Source organism: Mycobacterium sp. (assembly GCF_002863225.1).
GTDB lineage: Bacteria > Actinomycetota > Actinomycetes > Mycobacteriales > Mycobacteriaceae > Mycobacterium.
The window spans coordinates 18,951-39,916 of sequence record NZ_PKEK01000010.1 but is presented as its reverse complement, the minus strand read 5'-3'; the positions used below and the strand labels follow the sequence as shown (position 1 = coordinate 39,916).

The 20,966-nt window shown below is 64.0% G+C and carries 23 protein-coding genes; 13 read left to right on the top strand and 10 right to left on the bottom strand.

Features of this window, described 5'->3' with window-relative positions:
- Nucleotides 1-117 precede the first annotated feature (117 nt).
- Nucleotides 118-1,272 (top strand): cellulase family glycosylhydrolase, encoded by a 1,155-nt coding sequence (locus CYU59_RS02230; RefSeq protein ID WP_292975412.1) that lies wholly within the window; start codon nt 118-120, stop codon nt 1,270-1,272.
- Between the two features lie 30 nt (nt 1,273-1,302).
- Here CYU59_RS02230 and CYU59_RS02225 read toward each other — a convergent pair whose 3' ends face one another.
- Nucleotides 1,303-2,160 (bottom strand): SDR family oxidoreductase, encoded by an 858-nt coding sequence (locus CYU59_RS02225; protein WP_292975409.1) that lies wholly within the window; start codon nt 2,158-2,160, stop codon nt 1,303-1,305.
- A gap of 318 nt (nt 2,161-2,478) precedes the next feature.
- Here CYU59_RS02225 and CYU59_RS02220 point away from each other — a divergent pair, with 318 nt between their 5' ends.
- Both CYU59_RS02220 and CYU59_RS02215 read left to right on the top strand, forming a co-directional pair.
- Nucleotides 2,479-3,270, top strand: a complete 792-nt coding sequence (locus tag CYU59_RS02220; protein ID WP_292975406.1) for a hypothetical protein — start codon at nt 2,479-2,481, stop codon at nt 3,268-3,270.
- Nucleotides 3,271-3,330: 60 nt separating this feature from the next.
- Complete coding sequence (locus CYU59_RS02215) at nt 3,331-3,552, top strand: hypothetical protein (protein WP_292975404.1); 222 nt, start codon at nt 3,331-3,333, stop codon at nt 3,550-3,552.
- Between the two features lie 6 nt (nt 3,553-3,558).
- On the opposite strand, the gene CYU59_RS02210 is transcribed toward CYU59_RS02215, so the two are convergent.
- Entirely contained in the window at nt 3,559-4,707 is a 1,149-nt protein-coding gene (locus tag CYU59_RS02210; protein WP_292975402.1) for an acyl-CoA dehydrogenase family protein, read from the bottom strand.
- Nucleotides 4,704-5,888, bottom strand: coding sequence for an acyl-CoA dehydrogenase family protein (locus CYU59_RS02205; RefSeq protein WP_292975399.1), 1,185 nt, complete (start codon nt 5,886-5,888; stop codon nt 4,704-4,706). The genes CYU59_RS02210 and CYU59_RS02205 overlap by 4 nt, the downstream gene beginning before the upstream one ends.
- Before the next feature lie 71 nt (nt 5,889-5,959).
- On the opposite strand from CYU59_RS02205, the gene CYU59_RS02200 reads away from it, so the two are divergent.
- Nucleotides 5,960-6,313: a hypothetical protein gene (locus tag CYU59_RS02200; protein ID WP_292975396.1), complete on the top strand. Its 354-nt coding sequence runs from the start codon at nt 5,960-5,962 to the stop codon at nt 6,311-6,313.
- 17 nt (nt 6,314-6,330) lie between these two features.
- On the opposite strand, the gene CYU59_RS02195 is transcribed toward CYU59_RS02200, so the two are convergent.
- The 5 genes from CYU59_RS02195 to CYU59_RS02175 form a co-directional block, all read right to left on the bottom strand.
- Complete coding sequence (locus CYU59_RS02195; RefSeq protein WP_292975393.1) at nt 6,331-6,498, bottom strand: hypothetical protein; 168 nt, start codon at nt 6,496-6,498, stop codon at nt 6,331-6,333.
- Nucleotides 6,499-6,628: 130 nt separating this feature from the next.
- Nucleotides 6,629-7,048 (bottom strand): hypothetical protein, encoded by a 420-nt coding sequence (locus CYU59_RS02190; protein WP_292975390.1) that lies wholly within the window; start codon nt 7,046-7,048, stop codon nt 6,629-6,631.
- The gene (locus CYU59_RS02185) at nt 7,045-9,900 is read right to left on the bottom strand and encodes an RND family transporter (protein WP_292975387.1); all 2,856 of its coding nucleotides are present in this window, start codon (nt 9,898-9,900) and stop codon (nt 7,045-7,047) included. Before CYU59_RS02185 ends, CYU59_RS02190 begins: the two co-directional genes overlap by 4 nt.
- A complete protein-coding gene (locus tag CYU59_RS02180; RefSeq protein ID WP_363113754.1) occupies nt 9,879-10,232 on the bottom strand; it encodes an MmpS family transport accessory protein in 354 nt (117 codons plus the stop codon). Before CYU59_RS02180 ends, CYU59_RS02185 begins: the two co-directional genes overlap by 22 nt.
- Before the next feature lie 201 nt (nt 10,233-10,433).
- Nucleotides 10,434-11,318: an NmrA family NAD(P)-binding protein gene (locus CYU59_RS02175; protein WP_292975383.1), complete on the bottom strand. Its 885-nt coding sequence runs from the start codon at nt 11,316-11,318 to the stop codon at nt 10,434-10,436.
- 351 nt (nt 11,319-11,669) lie between these two features.
- On the opposite strand from CYU59_RS02175, the gene CYU59_RS02170 reads away from it, so the two are divergent.
- Genes CYU59_RS02170 through CYU59_RS02160 form a run of 3 tightly spaced genes read left to right on the top strand, consistent with a single transcriptional unit; the run spans nt 11,670 to nt 13,667 of the window.
- Nucleotides 11,670-12,599 carry an NmrA family NAD(P)-binding protein gene (locus CYU59_RS02170; protein WP_292975381.1) on the top strand — a complete coding sequence of 310 codons (930 nt, stop codon included), beginning with the start codon at nt 11,670-11,672 and terminating at the stop codon, nt 12,597-12,599.
- Entirely contained in the window at nt 12,596-13,129 is a 534-nt protein-coding gene (locus tag CYU59_RS02165; protein ID WP_292975378.1) for a PaaI family thioesterase, read from the top strand. The genes CYU59_RS02170 and CYU59_RS02165 overlap by 4 nt, the downstream gene beginning before the upstream one ends.
- A gap of 46 nt (nt 13,130-13,175) precedes the next feature.
- Nucleotides 13,176-13,667 carry a helix-turn-helix domain-containing protein gene (locus tag CYU59_RS02160; protein WP_292975375.1) on the top strand — a complete coding sequence of 164 codons (492 nt, stop codon included), beginning with the start codon at nt 13,176-13,178 and terminating at the stop codon, nt 13,665-13,667.
- Nucleotides 13,668-13,746: 79 nt separating this feature from the next.
- Here CYU59_RS02160 and CYU59_RS02155 read toward each other — a convergent pair whose 3' ends face one another.
- Nucleotides 13,747-14,709: a ferritin-like domain-containing protein gene (locus tag CYU59_RS02155; RefSeq protein WP_292975372.1), complete on the bottom strand. Its 963-nt coding sequence runs from the start codon at nt 14,707-14,709 to the stop codon at nt 13,747-13,749.
- Nucleotides 14,710-14,863: 154 nt separating this feature from the next.
- Entirely contained in the window at nt 14,864-15,412 is a 549-nt protein-coding gene (locus CYU59_RS02150; protein WP_292975369.1) for a DNA starvation/stationary phase protection protein, read from the bottom strand.
- A gap of 140 nt (nt 15,413-15,552) precedes the next feature.
- Here CYU59_RS02150 and CYU59_RS02145 point away from each other — a divergent pair, with 140 nt between their 5' ends.
- The 6 genes from CYU59_RS02145 to CYU59_RS02120 are packed head-to-tail and all read left to right on the top strand — an operon-like array spanning nt 15,553 to nt 20,935.
- Entirely contained in the window at nt 15,553-15,927 is a 375-nt protein-coding gene (locus tag CYU59_RS02145) for a DUF3054 domain-containing protein (protein ID WP_292975367.1), read from the top strand.
- The gene (locus CYU59_RS02140; protein WP_292975365.1) at nt 15,879-16,835 is read left to right on the top strand and encodes an SAM-dependent methyltransferase; all 957 of its coding nucleotides are present in this window, start codon (nt 15,879-15,881) and stop codon (nt 16,833-16,835) included. Before CYU59_RS02145 ends, CYU59_RS02140 begins: the two co-directional genes overlap by 49 nt.
- Before the next feature lie 44 nt (nt 16,836-16,879).
- On the top strand, nt 16,880-17,380 hold the full coding sequence (locus tag CYU59_RS02135) for a GNAT family N-acetyltransferase (protein ID WP_292975363.1): 501 nt from the start codon (nt 16,880-16,882) through the stop codon (nt 17,378-17,380).
- Nucleotides 17,377-18,486: an LLM class flavin-dependent oxidoreductase gene (locus CYU59_RS02130; protein WP_292975361.1), complete on the top strand. Its 1,110-nt coding sequence runs from the start codon at nt 17,377-17,379 to the stop codon at nt 18,484-18,486. The genes CYU59_RS02135 and CYU59_RS02130 overlap by 4 nt, the downstream gene beginning before the upstream one ends.
- Nucleotides 18,483-19,604 carry an LLM class flavin-dependent oxidoreductase gene (locus CYU59_RS02125; RefSeq protein WP_292975359.1) on the top strand — a complete coding sequence of 374 codons (1,122 nt, stop codon included), beginning with the start codon at nt 18,483-18,485 and terminating at the stop codon, nt 19,602-19,604. The genes CYU59_RS02130 and CYU59_RS02125 overlap by 4 nt, the downstream gene beginning before the upstream one ends.
- Nucleotides 19,601-20,935, top strand: coding sequence for an NtaA/DmoA family FMN-dependent monooxygenase (locus CYU59_RS02120; protein WP_292975357.1), 1,335 nt, complete (start codon nt 19,601-19,603; stop codon nt 20,933-20,935). The genes CYU59_RS02125 and CYU59_RS02120 overlap by 4 nt, the downstream gene beginning before the upstream one ends.
- Nucleotides 20,936-20,966: the final 31 nt, after the last annotated feature.

Genomic DNA, 20,966 nt, shown 5'->3' with positions numbered 1-20,966 from the left:
TGCCGCGGTCGCGCGGGCCCGGTTCGACAGACCCACTTGGTGACAGCGAGATAACAACTGGCGCGACGCGCTCGTTGAATACCGGGAACCGCGCGCTGGGCAACTTATCGTCGTTTTGTGTATCGCCGAACCGTGCTGAAGCTGCCGCTGCTGCTGGCAGCGGGCACGGCTCTAGCTCAAGTGCCACGCGTCTCTGCTGAGCCGCCACGCGCGTCGGCCGAGTCGAGTCGATGGTCCTCTGATCGAGCCAACCGCTGGTACCAGGCCCAGGGTTGGCCGGTCGGCGCGAACTTCATCACCTCCACCGCGATCAACCAGCTCGAGATGTTTCAGCCGGGCACCTACGACCCGCGCCGCATCGACACCGAACTCGGTTGGGCCCGTTTGCATGGACTCAACACAGTGCGGGTTTTCTTGCACGATCAGCTCTTTGCTCAGGATGCCCGCGGCTTTCAGACCCGTCTGGCGCAGTTCGTCGGGATCGCGGCCCGGCATCGGATCAAGCCGCTGTTCGTGTTGTTCGATTCCTGCTGGGATCCACACCCTCAAGTGGGTCGTCAGCATGCCCCGACTCCCGGGGTGCACAACTCGGGTTGGGTTCAGGGTCCAGGTGCCGACCGCATCGACGACAAGAGCTACACCCGCACCCTGCAGGACTACGTCACGGGCGTGATGGGCCAGTTCCGCAACGACGACCGGGTTTTGGGCTGGGATGTGTGGAACGAACCCGACAATCCCGCGCCGCAGTATGCCAGCGTCGAGCGTGGTGACAAGCTGGACCGGGTGGCCGAGCTGCTTCCCCAGGTGTTCACGTGGGCGCGCTCTGTGGACGCACGTCAGCCCCTGACCAGCGGTGTATGGGACGGCGAGTGGGCAGATGCCAACAGCCGCACCACAATTCAGAACATCCAGTTGGCCAATTCCGACGTGATCAGCTTCCACTCCTACGCCGGGCCGTCGGCGTTCGAGTCACGCATCGGTGAGCTGACCCCGCATGGCCGCCCGATTCTGTGTACCGAATACATGGCCCGATCACAGGGCAGCACGATCGAATCGATCTTGCCTATTGCCAAGCGGCACAACGTCGGCGCGATCAACTGGGGCCTGGTGGCCGGTAAGACGCAGACCTACTTTCCGTGGGATTCGTGGAAGCATCCGTACTCGGCGGTACCGAAGGTGTGGTTCCACGATCTGCTGCGTCCGGACGGGACTGCGTTCCAGAACATTGAATCTCAGACCATCAGAAGCCTGGGCGCCGCCACGTTCGGCTGATGCCTTGACGCCGTGGCGGTGTCGGAGTGATCACTCGTGGTGTTCGACGACGCCCGTCGCATGCTGCGCGCGGTCTTCGTAGCTTCGGCGGGCGCTGGTGTCGAATTTGAGGAACACCGTGTCGTTGCCCATTTTCTTGTTGAGCCAACGTCGGCCCCGGTCGGGCATCAACGTTGCCACGGCGGCGAAGGACTTACCCCAACTGGGCACCGACACACGGGATTTCGGCTTGTCGAGGACCTTGACGATGGCGGCGGCGATCTCGGACGGCTCGACCGGCTTCTGCGCGGATGACGGCGACGTGCCCGCGATCAGCTCGGTGTTGGTGAATGTGGGAAGCACCGCGGTGATGGTGACGCCCTGTGGCGCGAACTCGTCAGCCATCGCGGTCGACAGACCGACCACGCCGAATTTCGTTGCGGCGTAGACCACTTGACCAGGTACCGCCACCATGCCGGCCAGCGACGCGATGTTGATGATGTGACCGCTGCGCCGCTTCACCATGTCGGGTAGCACTAGTTGGCAGCCGGTGAGCACGCCATAGAGGTTCACCTCGATCGACGACCGGATTGCCTGTGCCGACTGTTCGAGAAACGGTCCGACCGGCATTACGCCGGCATTGTTGATCAGGACATCGATGTGGCCGCCGCCGTCGGCGCGGGCCTTGTCGAGGAACGCGGCGAACGACTCCTTGTCGGTGACATCGAGGGGATGGCCGCTCACCTGGCCCAGGCTGCTGATTCCTGCGACCGCGCTCTCGAGAACGTCGATGTCCCGGTCGCCGATGACGACCCGGGCACCGCGGGCCAGCAGTGCCTGTGCGGTGGCGTAGCCGATACCACGCGCGGCGCCGGTGATGACGACGGTCTTGCCCCTGATGTTGTCCATTCGACGAACTTTACAGGTGTCAAGTCTGCTGCGGAACCGTGCGATCAAGCCTGTCGGAGTGCCGGATAGTCCCGGAGACCGGTCGTGAGGCGTCCCTGTCTTCGCTGGTTGGCGGCCGGTAGGGAACGCGTGGCGGCATGGGGACGTCCAAAACTACATACCGCGTAGCAGGCTGAATACCGTCCGATAAGTCGGACGACCCAACTATTGCATCATATGGATACCGTCTGATATTCATAAGACGGTAAACGATACCAAGAGAATGAAACAGGCCGAATCAACCGAAATACGGTCTGCTGGCTACCGGAAAGAGGATCGATGAGGTCAATGTCTGCGGGCAGCGTCGTCGGACGTTTCTCCCTCGGTCGGAATTTCAGCTGGCCCGATTCTGACATCGAAGGCACTCTCGTCGTGTCGCAGCCGTCGATCGACCGCGATCTGTGGACCGAATACGCCGCAGGCGCAGTTCGCAGTTACAGCAAGCGCGGTGTCGAGTCTGCACTCGACCTCGAAGCGCTGCGCAGCGGCGACGACACGATCATGTTCGCTGCCGTGGTCGACGACGCCGGTCATGTCGTCGGCGGCTACCGCGCGATCGCGCTGCGCTGCGCCGATGACTCTCATGCGGTCGAGGAGTGGGCCGGCCAGCCCGGCCAGCAGGACGTGCGATCGATGATCGCCGAGCGGGTGCCCTACGGGGTTTTGGAAATGAAGAGCGGCTGGGTGACCGATGCCGCCGACCGGAATCCATTTCTCACCACGGCCCTGGCCCGCAGTTGCTTCTACATGATGGTCATCCTGGATTTCCAGTACACGATGTGCACGGCCGCCACTCCGGTCTTGAACAGCTGGCGTTCGTCCGGCTCGGTAGTCGCGCCCGTCCCGGCGACGCCCTATCCCAGTGAGCACTACCGAACCAAGATGATGTGGTGGAACCGGCGAGACTTCGTCAGCCACGCGCAGCCCGGTCAGTTGGCCAAAATCGTCAGTGAGACAAAGGATTTGCTCCATGAGCAATTCCGCCGCGGGCCAATCGTCACCGACATCTCGACCTTGATTCCGTCCACCCCAGAACAACTTGTCCTGGCGCAGGCGTTCGAGATGGCTTAGCGATTGTCCGCCGCTCCCCAGACCCACGTCCCGTCCATCAAACCCGCAGAGGCAACCATCATGGATAACAGTTCAGAACCCGTTTGGATCATGTTCGCCACCGACGTCGAAAGTCGCGACAAGCTGGTCAAATTCGCCGGCGGCTCGCAATGGCAGGTGGACCCGAACACGGCGGCATCGCTGATCCTGGTCGGCGCCGCCGAGCGGCTGCCTTCCCCTCTCGAAGTCCCGGTGGTGCCGGGTGTCAACGGTATGTCGATGATCTCCCGCGAAAGCGCCTGATTCGCTTCAGATTCCGAGATCCTTGGCGACGATAGTCTTCATGATCTCGGTGGTTCCGCCGTAAATGGTCTGGATGCGGGCATCGACGAACGCGCGCGATACCGGATACTCCCGCATATAGCCGTAGCCGCCGTGCAGTTGCAGGCAGCGGTCGGCGGTCCGGACCTGGAGTTCGGTGGTCCACCACTTCAGTTTCGCCGCCCGCGCGGCGGTCAGCTCACCGGTCAGGTGCTCGGCGATGCAATCGTCGAGATAGGTACGGGCGACGTCGATTTCAGTGGACAGCTCGGCCAACACAAATTGGGTGTTCTGCAGACTTGCGATCGGCGAGCCAAAAGCTTTGCGCTGCTTGACATACTCCAGTGTCTCGGCCAGCACGCCCTCGGCTGCGGCCACCGCACCGACGGCCAGCGACAGGCGTTCCTGTGGCAGGTTGTTCATCAGTTGGTAGAAGCCCCGGCCCTCCTCGCCGAGCAGATTGTCCGCCGACACCCGCATGTCGGTGAAGCTGAGCTCGCTGGTGTCCTGAGCGTGCAGACCGATCTTCTCCAAATTCCTGCCCCGGCTGAATCCGGGCGTGTTCGGGTCGACGACGAACAGTGACAGACCTTTGTGCCGGTCGGTCCCGGTGCGTGCCGCGACAACGAAGAGGTCGCCGGTCTGTCCGTTGGAGATAAAGGTTTTCGCGCCGTTGAGCACGTAGCCGTCGCCGTCGCGCACCGCGGTGGTGCGCATACCGGCCAGGTCGCTTCCGGCGCCCGGCTCGGTCATCGCGATCCCGATCACCGTCTCCCCGGTGACGACGCCCGGCAGCCAGCGCTGCTTCTGCTCGGTCGTGGTCAGGTCGGTCAGATAGGGCAGCACGATGTCGTTCTGCAGCGAGAGCGCGATGGCCTCCGCGGCCGCACCCGCCCGCTGGAGTTCGTCGACGACGATCGCGTTGTAGCGAAAGTCTTCGACGCCGGGGCCGCCGAACTCCTCGGGAACCGTGAAGGCCAGCAGCCCCAATTTGCCGGCCTCGGTGAACAACGACCGGTCCACGCGACCGGCCTTCTCCCACTCTTCGTGGGCGGGCAGCACGGTCTGCTGCACGAAATCGTGCACCATGGCACGGAACTGCCGATGCTCGGCGGTGTACTCCAAGCGGACGCTCACCGGAAGGCGTCCAAACCGGTGAAGGCCTGGCCGAGGATCAGTTGGTGCATCTCCGGTGTGCCTTCGTAGGTGAGCACCGACTCCAGGTTGACCATGTGCCGGATCACGGGGTACTCCAGCGAAATTCCGTTGCCGCCCAGAATGGTTCGTGCGGTGCGGCAGATCTCGATCGCCTCACGGGTGTTGTTGAGCTTGCCGAAGCTGACCTGCTCGGGGCGCAAACCGGTGCTGTCCTTGAGCCGACCCAGTTGCAGCGCCAGCAACAAGCCCTTGTGCAACTCGACCGCCATGTCGACGAGTTTGGCCTGGGTCAGCTGGAATCCGGCGATCGGCCGACCGAACTGGGTGCGTTCGCCGGCGTATTCCAGCGCGGCCTGCCACGCCGAGCGCGCGGCGCCCATCGAACCCCAGATGATGCCGTAGCGCGCCTCCGACAGACAGGACAGCGGCCCTTTGAGACCCTTGACGTCCGGCAGCATCGCGTCCTCGGGGAGGCGAACGTCGTCGAGGACCAACTCACTGGTGATCGACGCCCGCAAGGAGAGCTTGTGGTGGATGGTGTTCGCGGAGAACCCGGCAGTGTCGGTGGGTACGACGAAGCCGCGCACGCCGTCGTCGGTGGACGCCCAGACCACCGCGACGTCGGCGACCGACCCGTTGGTGATCCACATCTTGCGGCCATTGAGCACCCAGTCCGACCCGTCGCGCTTGGCGCGGGTGCTCATCGAAGCGGGATCGGATCCGGCGTCGGGCTCGGTCAGTCCGAAGCAGCCGAGCAGTTCGCCCGCGGCCATACCTGGCAGCCACTGCTGCTTCTGCTCCTCGGAGCCGAATCGCCAGATCGCGAACATGGCCAGCGAACCCTGCACCGAGACCATCGACCGGATGCCGGAGTCCGCGGCCTCGAGCTCGGTGCAAGCCAGCCCGTAGTGCACGGCGGACGCCCCACCGCAGCCGTAGCCCTCCAGGTGCATGCCGAGCAGGCCGAGCTGCCCGAAGTGTTTGGCCAGGTCGCGCACCGGTAGGTCGCCGATCTCGAACCATTCCGCGATGTGTGGGAGGACGTGTTCGGCGCAGAACTGCCGGACCGTGTCACGCACCGCGATCTCGTCGTCGGACAGCGACACGTCCAGGCCGAGCGGATCCTGCGGATTGAAGGCGGGAAGTTTGCCAGTGCTCATGGCCTCATACTGCCACCGCGGACGACCGGGCCTAGGCTGCCTGTGGGGGAACTGGCACGAAGGGAAGAGTCATGCCCCCACTACGTCGCCTCTCCGCGGCCTTCCTGCTTGCAGTCGCGCTCGCATCGCCGGCCGGCGCCGATCCGGTGGATCCGATCCCGGGAAACGGCGTTTTCGTGGTCGGACCCGACGTCGCCCCCGGGCTGTATCACACCTCCGGGTCGGGTTCGACGTTCGGCGTCTGGATCAACAACGTGCCGACCGAGGACTCGATGTGCTCGTGGTTCACGTACAGCACGCCGGATGCGGCCAAGGACCATGTGCTGCAGACCAATTCATCGGTCGGTTCGATGTATGCAAACATCAACACCGGGGTCAAGGCCTTCGAGTCCAGGAATTGTCAGCCGTGGACTCGGGTGCCGTAACGTGTTCGGCCGCAATGCTAGTCGCAGTTGACGCAGATTCCGGTGAGGGAGAGCTGCATGCCGCAACTGCAGAAGCTGCCCTCCCGGCGAACGTCACCGGAACGTCGGCGACTCTCGAGGGAGTTGCGCGGCTGCTGTGCGCTGGCCACAGGATCCGATTCGTGCGGCTGGTCTGCGGTGGTCACATTGCTCAACGATAAGCGTCCAAAGTGGCGGTCGCGGGTGCTCACGGTGCCGTCGGGCAACACTTCAACAGCCTTTCGCCGCGTGGCCGGTCGTGGTTTACGCCGCGCACACCTCGCGCCCCGGTTTGCGTTATTTCTCTATCCGGTTTTTCAGCCGCCCGCTCAGAAACATCCGCATAGTCAGGTTCGTCGAGGTGAGCATCGGGATGAAACCGAGGTAGGTCCGCTCGGAGGGCTGGGCGCCATGCAGATGCTCGAGGCTGCCGACGACATAAAACGCTCCAATGGTGAAGAAGGCGGCCGGGATCGAGAATGCCATCAAAGGTCTGCGGGCGTCGACGATCTGTGTGGCAAGCGGCTTTTCGTAATCCTCCAGCGGCACTCGTTTGCGTAGCTTGCCCAGCACGGTAGGTACGCTGTTGACCTCGTTGGTCAGTGGCACCGGACTTCGCCGTAAGACACGCCCGACGTAGATGGAAGCGCACGTGGCGAAAACCAATGCGAGCACGAAGGTGATCGCGGTCAGGTAGTTCCACACGTTCCAGTTCACTGCCGGGCTCCTGTCATCGTCGATTGCGGTGGCAACGGGCGCGAACGCACCAATGTCGGCCACCAGAACCACTTTCCGAGAATGGTGACGATCGATGGCACGACGAATGACCGGACCACCAGGGTGTCGAGCAGCAACCCGATGCACACGGTGGATCCCAGCTGACCGATCGTTCGCAGGTCGCTGATCAACATCGCCAGCATGGTGAACGCAAAGACCAGACCAGCGGACGTCACGACGCCGCCGGTGCTGCCCAGCGCGCGGATCAGACCGGTGTGCAACCCGGCGTGCAACTCTTCTTTGACCCGGGCGATCAGCAGCAGGTTGTAGTCCGAACCGACGGCCACCAAGATGATGAACGACAGCGGCAAGATCAGCCAGTGCAAAGGCAGCCCGATCAGGTGTTGCCAGAAGAGCACCGAAAGACCGAATGCCCCGGCGTAGGAGAACGCCACGGTGCTCGGAATCACGAAGGCTGCCATCAGACTTCGGGTCAGGAACATCATGATCAGGAAAATCAACACAAAGGCGGCGATCGCGGCGATCAGCAGGTCCGACATCGCGTATTGCTTGATGTCGGTGTTGTTCGACGCCGATCCACCGATGTAGACCCTTGCGCCGGCCAGCGAGGTCTCTTTGAGGATCGTCGTGATCGCGGCGGGGAACTGCTCGACATGCTGCACGCCTTCGGGACCCATGGCGTTGCCTTCGTGAGTCACGATGAAGCGGGCTGCCTTGCCGTCCGGTGACATCATCAGCTGCATACCGGTTTTGACGTCCTCGTTGTCGAAACCCTCGTGCGGGATGTAGAAGAAGTCGTCGCTACGGGCTTTGTCGAAATCGTTGCCGACGTTGATCGAGTCGTCGAAGGTCTGCTCGGTCTGGATGGTCGCCAGATCGGCCGACCCGTAGGAGTTCACCAGCTTGGCCCGCAGGGCTTCGGTGTCGTCAGCAGTGGCTTTCAGCTGGGCGATGATGGGCGGGAATGCCTTGTCGATCTCGACCAGAGAGATCCTGGTCTTGTTGATGTCCTCGGCCAGGTGGTCGATGTGGTCGAGGGTGTCCCACACCGATCTCAGCGCCCAGCAGATCGGGATGTCGAAACAGTGCTTGTCCCAATAGAAATAGCTCTTGATCGGCCGGAAGAAGTCGTCGAGATTGGAGATCTCCTCGTTCATCTCCGCCGTGATCTTCTCCAGATCCTCGACCGTGAGCACGGTGTTGTGGATCTCGTCGGAAACCTTCTGGAAGAAGCTGATCTCTTTGCGCAGCACAGACACTGAGTGCGCTTGGATATTCGCCTGCTGGTCGGTGTTCATGTTCTGCTCCCGGTTGAACGGAAGCTGCTGGCCGTTTCCACTGCCCTGCGTGGTGAACAGGTACGGGATGGTGGCGTGTTCGAGCGGCCGTCCCAGCGGTCGGGTGATGCTCTGCACCATGGCCACACCAGGCAGTCGAATCAAAGCCTTGGCAACCCGGTCCAATGAGATGAAGTCCGCGGAATCGCGCATGTCGTGGTCGGTTTCGACCATCAGCATCTCGGAGAACAATTTGCTCGGGGGAAAGTGCCGGTCGGCGGCCGCGAAGCCTTTTTTGGCCGAGGCACTCGACGGCTGGTACTGGCGATCGTCGTAGTTCTGTTTGTAGGTCGGGACGAAGACCGCGCCGACCATGACGACAGCGGAACTGGCCGCGAGGATCGGTACCGGCCAGCGCACCACGCTCGCGCCGATCCGCCGATAGAGCGTTCCCTTGACCTGTGTCCGCGGTTCGAACAGCCCGAAGATGCTGCCCAGCGTCAGTAGTGCCGGAGCCAGGGTGAGCGCCGCCGCGATCGTGAACAGCATGCTGACCGCGACCGCCGGCCCCATGGTGTGGAAGTAGTTGAGTCGGGCGAAGCTCAGACAGAAGCAGGCGCCGGCGATCGTCAACCCTGAGCCGATGATGATGGGCGCTACACCGTGAAACGCGGTGTAGTACGCCTCTTCTGGGCTCTCGCCGTCCAGGCGGGCTTCCTGATACCGACCCATCAGAAAGATGCCGTAGTCCGTCCCGGCGCCCAGCGTCAACGAGATCACCACGTTGACCGCGAACGATGACAGTGGAATGGCGCCGACATGGCCCAGTGTCGAGACGACACCTTTGGCGACCAGGATCTCGAACAGCACGCTGTACATCGGCACCACCAGGGTGGTGAGCCGGCGGTACACCAACAACAACATGATGAAGATGAGGATGACCGTCACGATCGTGATGTTGTTCAGGCTTGAATCCGCGATCGACAGGGTGTCCGAGGCCAGCGGAGCCGCGCCGCTGACGTATACCTCGAGCCCCGGTGGGGGAGTGTCTCTGTCGACGAGTTCCCTTACAGAGTCGACGGATTGGTTGGCCTGCATCTGCCCGATGTCACCGGCGAGACGCAACAACACGTAGGTGGATTTGCCGTCGACACTTTGGGCTCCCGCGGCGGTGAACGGTTTGCCCCACAGGTCCATGGCGTACTGGACGTGTCGGGTGTCGTGGCGCAACCGCCCGATCAAGTCGTCGTAATAGTTGTGATCCCGCTCGTCCAGCGGACGGTTGGCTTCCAACACCACCATGGTCAAACTGGTCGAGGTCGACTCGTGGAACTTTTCGCCGATCTTGAGCATCGCCACCTGCGACGGCGCGTAGGTCGGAACCATCGGGCCGGCGAGTTCTTCGGCGACCCGTTCCACCTGCGGCATAAAGGCATTGGTGGATACCGCCAGGAATGCCCAGAACACGATGATCGGTATCGACAGGACCCGAACCGTCCTGGCGACGACGGGTCGGCCGGCCCGGTGTGCGCTCACGCGGACTTCACCCGGCACTGGACGTCGGCGTCTGAGTGGGTCGTCGACTGCTCGTCGCGGACGACGCCGTCCACCAGCATCCGGCAGGTCGCATGACCGCCGTGCACGTGCGCCGAAATGCTGCCTGAGACCACGGTCAACACCGTCGATTCGGTATGCGTCCACGGCAACGCCGTGACATCGACCTTGTGCGGATGTCCGTCGATGTCGACGTAGACGAGCATGCCGCCGCTACCGATCGAACCCGATAGCTCGTAGGTCAATCGCTTGGGGTTGAACTCCTCCGGTGCTTGCGGACCGTTGACCGTGATGACCGGCTTCGGTTCGGAGAACTGGTGGACCTTCCACATGCACGCCACGCCGAGACCCAACGCGATCACGGTGACCAAGGCCAGCCACCACCTTTGCAGAAATGCGCGCCCGGCCGACTGGTGGCTCACTCGTTCGCCTTTCGAGATCGCCACCCCGCCACGGTGGGGGCGGCAGCGAAGCCGGCGTCGGAACGCCGGTGCCGGGAAATTCTCATGTCGATACCTGTTGCGGTATTCCGGTCAGCCGGTGAATTCCGCGAGATGGTCGGCGATGAACTCCTGCACCGTGGTGGGCTTTTTGCCGCCGATCCGCTCCACAAGGTCGTTGGTCCCGGCGAAGATCCCGTTCTGGTAGTCGACGGCGACATTGCTCAAGTGCTGGGCCAGGAACTCGGGAAACCCCAGTAACTTGATGCCTTCAATCCAGGTCGGGATGTCGGTCGGCTCGTAGCGCACCGGGCGTCCCAGTGACTCCGAGATGGCCTCGGCAATCTGGTAGTGGTTCATCTCCACGGCGCCGAACAGCGGGTAGACCTGCCCGGCGTGCTCTTCGGGATTCTCCAAGATCGCGGCGATCACCCGCCCCTGGTCCTCCGCGGTGATGGGCGCGTGGCGCCCATCACCGAACGGAAGCCGCATGACGCCCTCGTCGCGGATTTCCGAGGCACAGAAGATCGTGAACCATTCGGCGAAATAGGTTGGGCGTAAATGAGTCACAGCTATCGGCGACCAATCCAGGATCCGCTCGCCCAACCAATGGATGCGTGCCGCGTCGCTGGGCGCGGCCCGTCGGGCCGAGATGTGTGACATGTTGACGATCGCACCGACCCCGGCGTCCTCGGCGGCTTCGGCGAACGTGGTGGTCGCCTCGAGCAGGCCTGAGTCGATCGGGTACACGAAGTACGCCGCATCAACGCCCTCCGCGGCCTCGCGGACCGCGTCGATGTCCTGAAGCTCGCCGACGACAACCTCGGCACCGCCATTGCGCAATCGGGCGGCGCGATCGTCGGAGCGGTGCACCAGCGCGCGGACACGATGGCCGCGTTCCAGCAGGAGTTTGGTGGCGTAGCCACCGGTGCGCCCGGCTGCACCGGTGACCAGCAGCGTGCCGTCCTTCGTAGTCATGGTCGTGCCTCTCGGTGGTGTCGCGGGAAGGTGGTCCTGCAGGGTCACTGTCACAGCTAGCTCTATTCAAGTCAAGTCAAAATCAGCTTTTGGCCTGCTCTGGAAATATGGCGTCTGATTCGGAATAACTGCATGTGAAGTGTGGTTTCTAGATAGATTTGTGCACAGCGATCAACTGTCAGGCGTTCCTGCTTCTGCGCACTTGATGTCTCGGCAGTGCTGAATACCAGCTGCAGCAACACATGTCGCACGGCCCGAAGCTAGCTAACTTGACAAGAATCAAGACAGGAACGATCGTTGGTCGAATCGATCGAGCGGCGTCGTCGTCGCGCTTACCCGAGGAGAGCCTCGATGAACGCATCTGCCGCACCGATCCTGGTGACAGGCGCCACCGGCCGTCACGGGTCCACCGGGGCGCACGTCGCCCGCAGGCTGCGTGAAGAAGGCAAGCCGGTTCGCATTCTGGCCCGCTCGCTGAGCGAACGCACCGATGCGCTGGCCGCCCTCGGCGCCGAAGTGGTCATCGGCGACCTACATGACAAACGCAGTCTGGTGAGAGCCCTGACCGACGTCGAGCAGGCCTACTTCACCTACCCGGTGGACGCCGGAGTTGTGACCGCCGCAGCCAATTACGCCGCGGCGGTGCGCGAGACGGGACGTGCAGTGAGCACCGTCGTGATGTCGATGGGGCCTGCCCATCCGCATCACCCGAGCGACCTGGGCCGCGCCCAATGGCTGGCGGAGGAGGTGATGACGTGGGGCGGGCTCGACGTGCTCATTCTGCGGATCGGCGCCACTTTTCATCAAAACGTCATCGCGCTGCACGGCGAGTCGATCAGGCGAGAGAATCTGCTACGCAACAGCTTCGGTGATGGTGCGGTCGGCTGGATCCACGGCGACGACGCCGGGGAGCTTGCGGTGGCCGCCCTGCTGCGGCCGGATGCGTTCGACGGTCCGGTCTGTTATCCGACCGGGTCGGAGCTGCTGAACCACCACGAGATCGCCGAGATGTTGACCCAGGAACTCGGGCGCCCCATCACATTCGAGACGATCTCACCGGACCAGTGGCGCGCCGAACTCATCGATGTCTCTAAGGCCTATCCCGGTGGGGTCGTCAATAGCGCGATGGCCGGCCACATCGCCAACGTCGGAGCAGCGGTAGCAGCTCGGGGTGCCCTGCCGATCGACTCTGCCGAGCTGACCCGACTGATCAACCGGAAGCCGGTGTCGATGCGAGAATTCCTACGCGCCAACCGAAATCAATTGGAGGCATCGGTATGACCAACACGTTGACCACACAGTCGGGCAGCGGGCAGGACGACGCACGACGCACCCGTACCTTCAGCTGGGAGGATCCACTGACCGGGGCTCAGGCCGCGTCCGAGATGGCGGGACTGGATTACCTGCGGGCCATGCAGGCCGGGACCCTGCCGGCGCCACCGCTGCTGCACACGCTGAACATGCGAATGGAGTCGGTCGAGTCCGGAGTCGTGGTCTTCTCCATGGTGCCCGCCGAATTTCATTACAATCCAATCGGATCGGTGCACGGCGGGGTCTACAGCACCCTGCTGGACTCGGCAGCGGGATGCGCGGTGCACAGCCTGTTGCCCGCCGGAACCGGCTACACCAGCCAGGACCTGTCGGTGCGATTTCTCGGTGCGATACGGGTGGACACCGGACCCGTCAGATGCACCGGCACCGTTCGCCACCTGGGCCGCCGAACCGCGTTGGCCGAAGCCTCGCTGACCACTGAGGCCGGCAAGTTGCTGGCGACGGCGACGAGTAGCTGCCTGATCATCCCCGGGCGATGACTTATCTGGCTGTATAAAAGTATGGTCAGCGGGGTAGGATGGCCGCATGACTGACGCGATGACACTCACGGGACGCCTCGCGGATGGTGACCGAACCGGGTATCGCGAGGTCTGCCCTATCGAACGTGCCTTGGACACGATCGGCACCCGGTCCGCTCTGATCTTGCTCCGTGAGGCCTTTTGGGGCACAACCCGTTTCGAGGACTTCGCGCAACGTGCCGGATTCACCGAGCAGATCGCGGCGACGCGTCTCAAGCAGCTGGTGGACGCCGGTGTCCTGGTGAAGCAGCCCTACAAGACGCCTGGGCAGCGAACTCGCTACGAGTACGTGCTCACCGGTCGCGGTCGACAGTTGTTTCCCGTACTGGTCAGCTTGGTCGAGTTCGGCCAGCTGTTGCAGGGCGACTCACGACGGCTCGACTTAGTTCACGGCGAAGGGTGCGGCGCGCCGCTGGCGACGCAGGTGCAGTGCGCTGAGGGTCATACCGTCCAGCTCGCCCAGGCCGAAGCGCGTATCCGCCCGAGACCGAAGCGCTGAGCCGACGCCGGTCCGGCACGGCAAGAGCCCCCACAGCTGAATCGCTGCAGGGGCTCTTGTAGGACGTGCGTGAAGTAGGTCAGCTGATGCCGACTACCTCTTGAGCGATGGCGGCCACGCGGGTCTGAGCTGCCGAGACCACGCGCGAGCGGGCCTTGTTGGCTTCCTCGTAGGCGACGATCGCGCGGATGTCGTGCGGAGCCGTCAGATCCTTGATCGCGGCTACCGCGTCGGTCTGATTGAGCTCGTCGTAGTCGGCGATAGGCAGCTCGTCGGAGCTCAGCACCCCGGTCTCACTGCGTGCGGCGTGCACCCTGTCCGCGATCTGCGTGCTGCCCTGGTCGCGGATCACTCTTTCCGCGGACTGGATTGCGGCGTCTCGTGCGGCGACCGCCGCTTTCGCTGCCACATCGCCGGCGTGCGCGCCGCGGCTCAACAGGTCGTTGAAGGCCGGCGCGGTCGAGCGGACAACTTCCACCGCACGGTCGACGCCCCGCGTCGACCAGTTGACCGGCAGGTTGACCAGTTTGACGACCGACCCGGTCGCGGCCTGTAACGGCGTGCGGCGCAGTGCGGCCGGTCCGCCGAGCGCGTCTTCGGCGAGAACGGTGGTGATCCAATCCACCGTCGCGGAGTGCGCTTCCACCAGGCGGGTAGCCAAGTCCTCGACGTCCGAACGCTTAGCGGCAACGGCGAGCGCCTTGATGTAGCGCGAGCGATCCAGCAACTGGCCCTCGAGGGCAAGGTCGCCCAGGAGTGCTTCGCTGAACGGCTGAGCCTGCTCGGTGAGTGCCTTGACTGCAGCCCCGGCGCGTCCCAGGAACGGTCCGATCACGTCTGGAAAGCCACCGAGATCGCGGATCGCCGAAGCGATGGCAACCGCCCGGTCGCGACCGTTGGAGGCGTTCTGGGTCAGCTCGCGGCGTACGGCGTCGGTACGAGCCTGCGCGACACGGGTTTCGGCGATTTGGATTTCGGTGTTCGTCAGGTCCAGAACGGTGCGCAGCTGCGCAATGAGAGAACCGGTTTGGGATGTAGTCACGTACTAATTGCTCCTCTAGGGATTGTATGAGTCGATCGGTGCATGGCACCTCGTGTATGGGTTACCCTGCAACCGCATAAGGTAACCGGGTAATCAGCGTTGTGACTAATGTCATCAACGCTGAATTTATTGAAATGTAAGGGTTTTCGCTTGGCTAAGCGGCGTCGACCGCAGCGCGCGCCGCAGCCTTCTCGGTCTTGGCCCCCGCATTGCTCAGGCTGCCACCGGCGTTCTCGAGGTGTGCGCGAATGAACCACTGGAACTTCTCCAGTTTGGTGGCGTGCGCGATCAGAAGGTCTTGTGTGACCAGGTCCAGATCCTCGAGCCGGGTGATGTGCTTACGGGTGTCTTCGATGATGCCCGCGTACACCAGATCGAGAGCCGCCATGTGCGCACCGGTGACGTCGCGCCCCAACGAGTAGTCGTTCCAGGTCCGGTCTTCGATGATCGCGCCCGGGGTGCCCTTCGGTGACGCACCCAGCGTGGCGATACGCTCGGCTACCTCGTCGGCATAGCCCCGCACCAGCGTCACTTGGGGATCGAGCATTTCATGCACGCCAATAAAACTGGGTCCCACGACATTCCAATGAACGTGCTTCAGGGTCAGGTGCAGATCGTTGTAAGCGCTGAGCTGCTTCTGCAGCAGCGCCGCGACGTCCTCGCCTTGTGAGTCGGAAAGACCCGGAATTGTAAAGCGTGACATAAGAATTCCCATCGTTATCGACCCTGGAATGCGCTCACCAACTGGTCGCGGGGCGCTTTGGTCTAGGTGCGGTGTACCCAGGCAGCGAGATGGTCAACCCGAACCGAGTTGCTGACCGAGTCGCCCGGTAACCTCGTCGGATGGCGCATCAGCGACGGAGTCCGGCCTGGCTGGGCATTGATGTCGTCTGTGTCTTGGTGTTTTGCGCCGTGGGACGGCGCAGTCACGATGAGGGTCTGAACGTGGCCGGCATCGCCTCCACTTCGTGGCCGTTTCTGAGCGGGACTGCGGTCGGATGGCTGTTGTCGCAGGCCTGGCGCCGGCCTACCGCGGTCTATCCGACCGGGGTCCTGGTGTGGCTGTGCACGGTCGCGATCGGGATGCTGTTGCGCAAAATCACCTCCGCGAGCGTGGCCGGCGGTTTCATCGTGGTTGCCTCGACGGTCACGGCCCTTCTGCTGCTCGGATGGCGTGTGATCGCGCGGTCCGGACTGCGCCGGGCGGGGTCGGTCTGACCATGGCCCGGACCGACAGCGATACCTGGGGGCCGGCCACCAGCGTCGGAACCACCGCCACTTTGGTGGCGACCGCCAGGGCGCTGGCCAACCGGGCCGGGTTGATCAGCGACCCCTTCGCCGAGCCATTGGTCCGCGCTGTCGGGGTGGACTTCTTCACCAAGGTGGCCACCGGCGAACTGGCCCTCAGTGATCTCGGCGATGACAACGGAATGGCTTTGCTGACAGACCTTTTCGCGGTCCGGACGCGGTTTTTCGACAACTTCCTCACCGATGCCTGCCGGGCCGGAATCCGACAGGCGGTGATCCTGGCCTCGGGGTTGGATGCGCGGCCGTACCGGATGTGGTGGCCCGCCGGCACCACCGTCTACGAACTGGACCAACCGCGGGTGATCGATTTCAAGACCCAGACACTGCGTGCACTCGAGGCCACTCCGACCGCCAACCGACGGGCCGTAGGTGTCGACCTACGCCAGGATTGGCCGGAGGCGCTGCGCCGGATCGGCTTCGATGCCGCCCAGCCGACGGTCTGGATTGCCGAGGGTCTGCTGATCGGGTTCCTCAAGCCGGCCGCTCAGGACCGGTTGCTTGACAATGTCACGGCGTTGAGCGCCCCCGGAAGCCGAGCCGCAGCGGACTATGTTCCCGAGCGGCAACCCCCGTTGCTGAGCCAGGAGCACGCGCTGGCGAAGCGCTGGCGACGGTTCGGGTACCGGGGCAACATGGCCGAACTGACACACTCCGGAGAGCAGCACGACGCCGCGGAGTCGCTGGCGGCGCTCGGCTGGAGAACGGTGGTGACCGAGCTCGAGAATCTGTTCACCGCGACCGGGCTACCGGGCTTGCGCCGTCAGGACTTGAAGGGCGTGCCGGTTGCCGGCCGCTACGTCCGGGCATTCCTCACGTAGCCGCGCTGGAATGCGGTCGACAGCGAGACGTTAGAAATGAAGTGATGCCGTCACCTATCACGCCCGCCCAGCAGCTCCGCTTCGTGACGGTGACTGCGGACGACCCGAGGGCCAAACCACTGCTGGACGAGTTGGCGGTGGAGTACGCCCAGCGCTACGAGAGCACGACACCAACCGTCATGGCCTGGTTGAAGTCGGTCCCGGCCGCGGAGTTCGCGCCCCCCGACGGCGGTTTCCTGATCGGCGAGGTGGACGGCGTCGCGGTTACCGGCGGCGCGTTTCAGCGCTTCGACGCGCAGACCGCCGAGCTCAAGCGGATCTGGACCGGCCGGGAGCATCGGCGCGCGGGTTATGCCACCGCGCTGCTGGTGGAATTGGAGAACGTCATTGCCCAGCGCGGTTATCGGCGGGTTTATCTGACGACCGGTCACCGCCAGCCGGAGGCCGAGGCGCTCTACGTATCCACCGGATACACCCGACTTCCGGCACCCCTGCCCGCGCGCGGCCCGGTGTTTCCGATCGCGTTCGTCAAGGTCTTGTCGTGAGTACAGGCCACCCGTTGCACCTCGGGGTTGCCCTGGACGGCTACGGGTGGCACCCGCATGCGTGGCGTCCCACGCTGGCCGGTGATCCTGCGACGGAGTCGGTGCTGTCCGGTCGTTATTGGTCCGGTCTTGCGGCCACTGCCGAGCGGGGTCTGCTGGACTTCCTCACCATCGACGACAGCCTGCAACCCCAACCGGGACGGCGCGAGCCGGTCAGCCCGCGGCGGCTGGCCGGGCGCGCCGACGCGGTACTGGTCGCCGCGCGGATCGCGCCGGTCACCGAGCACATCGGGCTGATCCCGGTGGCTACCGTCACCCACACCGAGCCCTTCCACCTATCCAAAGCCATCGCGACGCTGGACCATGTGTCGCACGGCCGGGCGGGCTGGCAGCCGCGGGTCAGTTCGGCCGCACATGAGGCCGCATTGTTCGGACGGCGCGATGCCCCCGCAGATGGCGACGAACTGTTCGATGAGGCCGCCGATGTCGTCGAGGTGGTCCGCCGATTGTGGGACAGCTGGGAGGATGACGCGATCATTCGCGACGCCGCGACGGCGCGTTACATCGACCGGGAAAAGTTGCATTACATCGATTTTCGCGGCAAGCACTTCTCGGTGAAGGGTCCGTCGATCACCCCGCGCCCACCGCAAGGCCAGCCGGTGGTCGCTGCCCTGGCGCACGGGCCGCGCATCTATGAGTTTGCCGCGTCCAGCGCTGATCTGGTGTTCGTGACGCCCACTGACGACGTCTCACTCGACGCGATCCTCGACGAGGTCAAGTCGGCCGGCGGACAGGGTCTCAAGGTGTACGCCGACCTGGTTGTGACGTTCGGTGGTGACACCGGATTCGGTTCGGATGCCTTGATTTTTGACGGGAGTCCGGCCGACGTGGTCGAGCTGCTGCTCGCCTGGCAGCAGCGCGGTATCGACGGCGCGCGGTTGCGGCCGGCCGTCAACGTCACAGACCTTCCGGTCATCGTCGACGACGTGGTGCCGCTGTTGCAGCGGGCCAACCGATTTCGTACGACCTACAAACCGGGCGAGACGTTACGGCAACGACTCGGCCTGCCCATTGCGCCCAACCGCTATGCGGAAGTGAACTCGTGACTCTCACACCCCTGTCCGTCCTGGACCTGTCACCGATCAGTGCCGGCAGCGACGCTGCGACAGCATTGCGCAACACCATCGACCTGGCCCAGCACGCGGAGCGGTGGGGGTATCGCCGTTACTGGATCGCCGAGCACCACTTCGTCGGGGTTGCCAGCTCGGCGCCCGCGGTGCTGATCGGGCAGATCGCCGCGGCCACCAACACGATTCGGGTCGGATCGGCCGCGGTCCAGCTCGGCCACACCACCGCCGCGGCGGTCGTCGAAAGCTTCGGCACACTGGGCGCGTTCTACCCGGACCGCATCGACCTCGGCCTGGGTCGTGGTCAGCGCCGCGACACCGGTTTCAAACCCAAGCACCCGTCGAGCAAGGACCGCCCACCCCGCCAGTGGCGCGAGGTCGACGGTGTGGTGATACCGCTGCCCTTCAACCTGCAAGGGCTGCTCGACACCGAGCGTGTTCTGGCCACCATGGGCGTCCTGCAACAGCCGGAGGCGGTGGCACCCGACTTCGCCGATCAACTCGGCGACATCCTGGCAATGCTCGACGGCAGTTACCGAGTGGACGGTTTCGATGTGCACGCGGTGCCGGGCGAGCAATCGGGATTGGCGCCGTGGATCTTTGGCAGTACCCGGGGCCAGAGTGGGCGACTTGCCGGTGCGCACGGCCTGCCGTTCGTCGCGAGTTACCACATCACGCCGGCGACCGCGCTGGAAGCCATCGAGGCCTACCGGGACACCTTCGTTCCGTCGGCAACGCTGAAAGAGCCCTACGTCGTGGTGTCCGCCGACGTAGTGGTCGCCGATGACACCGCCACCGCAAGGGAACTCGCGTCCGGCTATGGGCAGTGGGTGTATTCGATCCGTACCGGTGTTGGTGCGGTGCCCTACCCGGCGCCCGGTGACACTGCGCCGTTGACCGAAGAGCAGCTGCCGGTGGTCAAGGACCGGCTGGAGACCCAGTTCGTCGGTGACCCTGATGAGGTGGCCGAACGCCTGTCGGCGTTGCAGCGTCTCAGCGGTGCCGACGAACTCGTCGTCACCTCGGTAACGCATGACCATCAGGCCCGTCTGCGTTCGCACGAACTACTTGCCAAGCGCTGGGGTATCGGTGGATGAGTATCCGAGAGGGCAATCAGCGCAAACCTATTCATCTGGCAGCCCATTTTCCGGGCGTCAACAGCACCACGGTGTGGACCGATCCGCAGTCGGGCAGCCAGATCGAGTTCGAGTCGTTCGCGCACATGGCCCGCACCGCGGAACGCGGCTTGTTCGACTTCTTCTTTCTGGCCGAGGGACTGCGACTGCGTGAGCACCGGGGCCTGATCTATGACCACGACGTGGTGGGCCGCCCAGACACCTTCACCGTGCTGGCGGCGCTGGCCGCGGTCACCGACCGACTCGGCCTGACCGGGACGATCAACACGACCTTCAACGAACCGTTCGAGGTTGCAAGGCAATTCGCCACCCTGGACCAGTTGTCCGACGGTCGAGCGGGCTGGAACATCGTCACCTCGTCAGACGCCTTCACCGGGGAGAACTTCCGGCGCGGCGGATTCCTCGGCCATGCCGACCGATACCAGCGGGCCGAGGAGTTCCTCGCGGTGACGCGGAAATTCTGGGACAGCTGGGCGCCGGACGCCGTCCGTGCTGACGTCAATGCCGGTGTCTACGCCGAACCTGATCGGATCGGCGTCGTCGAGCATCATGGTTCGCACTTCGACGTACGTGGGGTCGCCACTCTGCCCAGTGGCCCGCAGGGACATCCAATTCTGTTGCAGGCCGGCGACTCCGACGAAGGCCGTAACTTCGGCGCGCACTATGCCGATGCGTTGTTCACCTTGCACGGATCGCTGGAAGACGGGCAGCGTTATTACGCGGACGTCAAGAGGCGGACGGCGTCGTTCGGCCGAGACCCCGACGAGCTCAGGGTGTTTCCCGCTGCGACCTTCGTCCTGGGTGACAGCGCGGCGGACGCGCAGGAGAAGGCGCGAGTCATCCGCCGTCAGCAGATCAGCGGACCGACGGCGATTGCGATGCTGGAGCAAGTGTGGGGCCGTGACCTCTCGGACTTTGACCCGGACGGCCCGCTGCCGAGCGACGACCCGACTGGCGACGTCGGCATCACCCAGGGCCGGGTCCGACACGGAGATCCGATCGAGGTCGCCCGTCGTTACCGTGAACGTGCTGAAGCACAGGGCCTTTCGATTCGAGAGCTGATCATCGCGGTTTCCAGCCGGGAGCAGTTCGTCGGAACCGCCGAGCACGTGGCCGCCGAGATCGACCGCTACATCCAGGCCGATGCTTGTGACGGATTCATCTTCATTCCGCACCTGACCCCGCACGGACTCGACGAATTCGTCGACAGCGTGGTGCCACTGCTGCAGGAACGCTCAGGGTTCCGTACCGAATACGGCGGCACCACGCTTCGCGAGCATCTCGGGCTCTAGCGACTTTCAGCGATCTTCGGCGCCGAGATCG

What these genes read in the sequence shown, in the direction of transcription:
- CYU59_RS02140 (WP_292975365.1), top strand. Translation starts at nt 15,879, where the DNA reads ATGGCGTGTGATCGCGCGGTCCGGACTGCGCCGGGCGGGGTCGGTCTG.
- CYU59_RS02145 (WP_292975367.1), top strand. Translation starts at nt 15,553, where the DNA reads ATGGCGCATCAGCGACGGAGTCCGGCCTGGCTGGGCATTGATGTCGTC.
- CYU59_RS02150 (WP_292975369.1), bottom strand. Translation starts at nt 15,412, where the DNA reads ATGTCACGCTTTACAATTCCGGGTCTTTCCGACTCACAAGGCGAGGAC.
- CYU59_RS02225 (WP_292975409.1), bottom strand. Translation starts at nt 2,160, where the DNA reads ATGGACAACATCAGGGGCAAGACCGTCGTCATCACCGGCGCCGCGCGT.
- CYU59_RS02220 (WP_292975406.1), top strand. Translation starts at nt 2,479, where the DNA reads ATGAGGTCAATGTCTGCGGGCAGCGTCGTCGGACGTTTCTCCCTCGGT.
- CYU59_RS02205 (WP_292975399.1), bottom strand. Translation starts at nt 5,888, where the DNA reads ATGAGCACTGGCAAACTTCCCGCCTTCAATCCGCAGGATCCGCTCGGC.
- CYU59_RS02180 (WP_363113754.1), bottom strand. Translation starts at nt 10,232, where the DNA reads ATGTGGAAGGTCCACCAGTTCTCCGAACCGAAGCCGGTCATCACGGTC.
- CYU59_RS02200 (WP_292975396.1), top strand. Translation starts at nt 5,960, where the DNA reads ATGCCCCCACTACGTCGCCTCTCCGCGGCCTTCCTGCTTGCAGTCGCG.
- CYU59_RS02120 (WP_292975357.1), top strand. Translation starts at nt 19,601, where the DNA reads ATGAGTATCCGAGAGGGCAATCAGCGCAAACCTATTCATCTGGCAGCC.
- CYU59_RS02215 (WP_292975404.1), top strand. Translation starts at nt 3,331, where the DNA reads ATGGATAACAGTTCAGAACCCGTTTGGATCATGTTCGCCACCGACGTC.
- CYU59_RS02170 (WP_292975381.1), top strand. Translation starts at nt 11,670, where the DNA reads ATGAACGCATCTGCCGCACCGATCCTGGTGACAGGCGCCACCGGCCGT.
- CYU59_RS02175 (WP_292975383.1), bottom strand. Translation starts at nt 11,318, where the DNA reads ATGACTACGAAGGACGGCACGCTGCTGGTCACCGGTGCAGCCGGGCGC.
- CYU59_RS02135 (WP_292975363.1), top strand. Translation starts at nt 16,880, where the DNA reads ATGCCGTCACCTATCACGCCCGCCCAGCAGCTCCGCTTCGTGACGGTG.
- CYU59_RS02160 (WP_292975375.1), top strand. Translation starts at nt 13,176, where the DNA reads ATGACTGACGCGATGACACTCACGGGACGCCTCGCGGATGGTGACCGA.
- CYU59_RS02165 (WP_292975378.1), top strand. Translation starts at nt 12,596, where the DNA reads ATGACCAACACGTTGACCACACAGTCGGGCAGCGGGCAGGACGACGCA.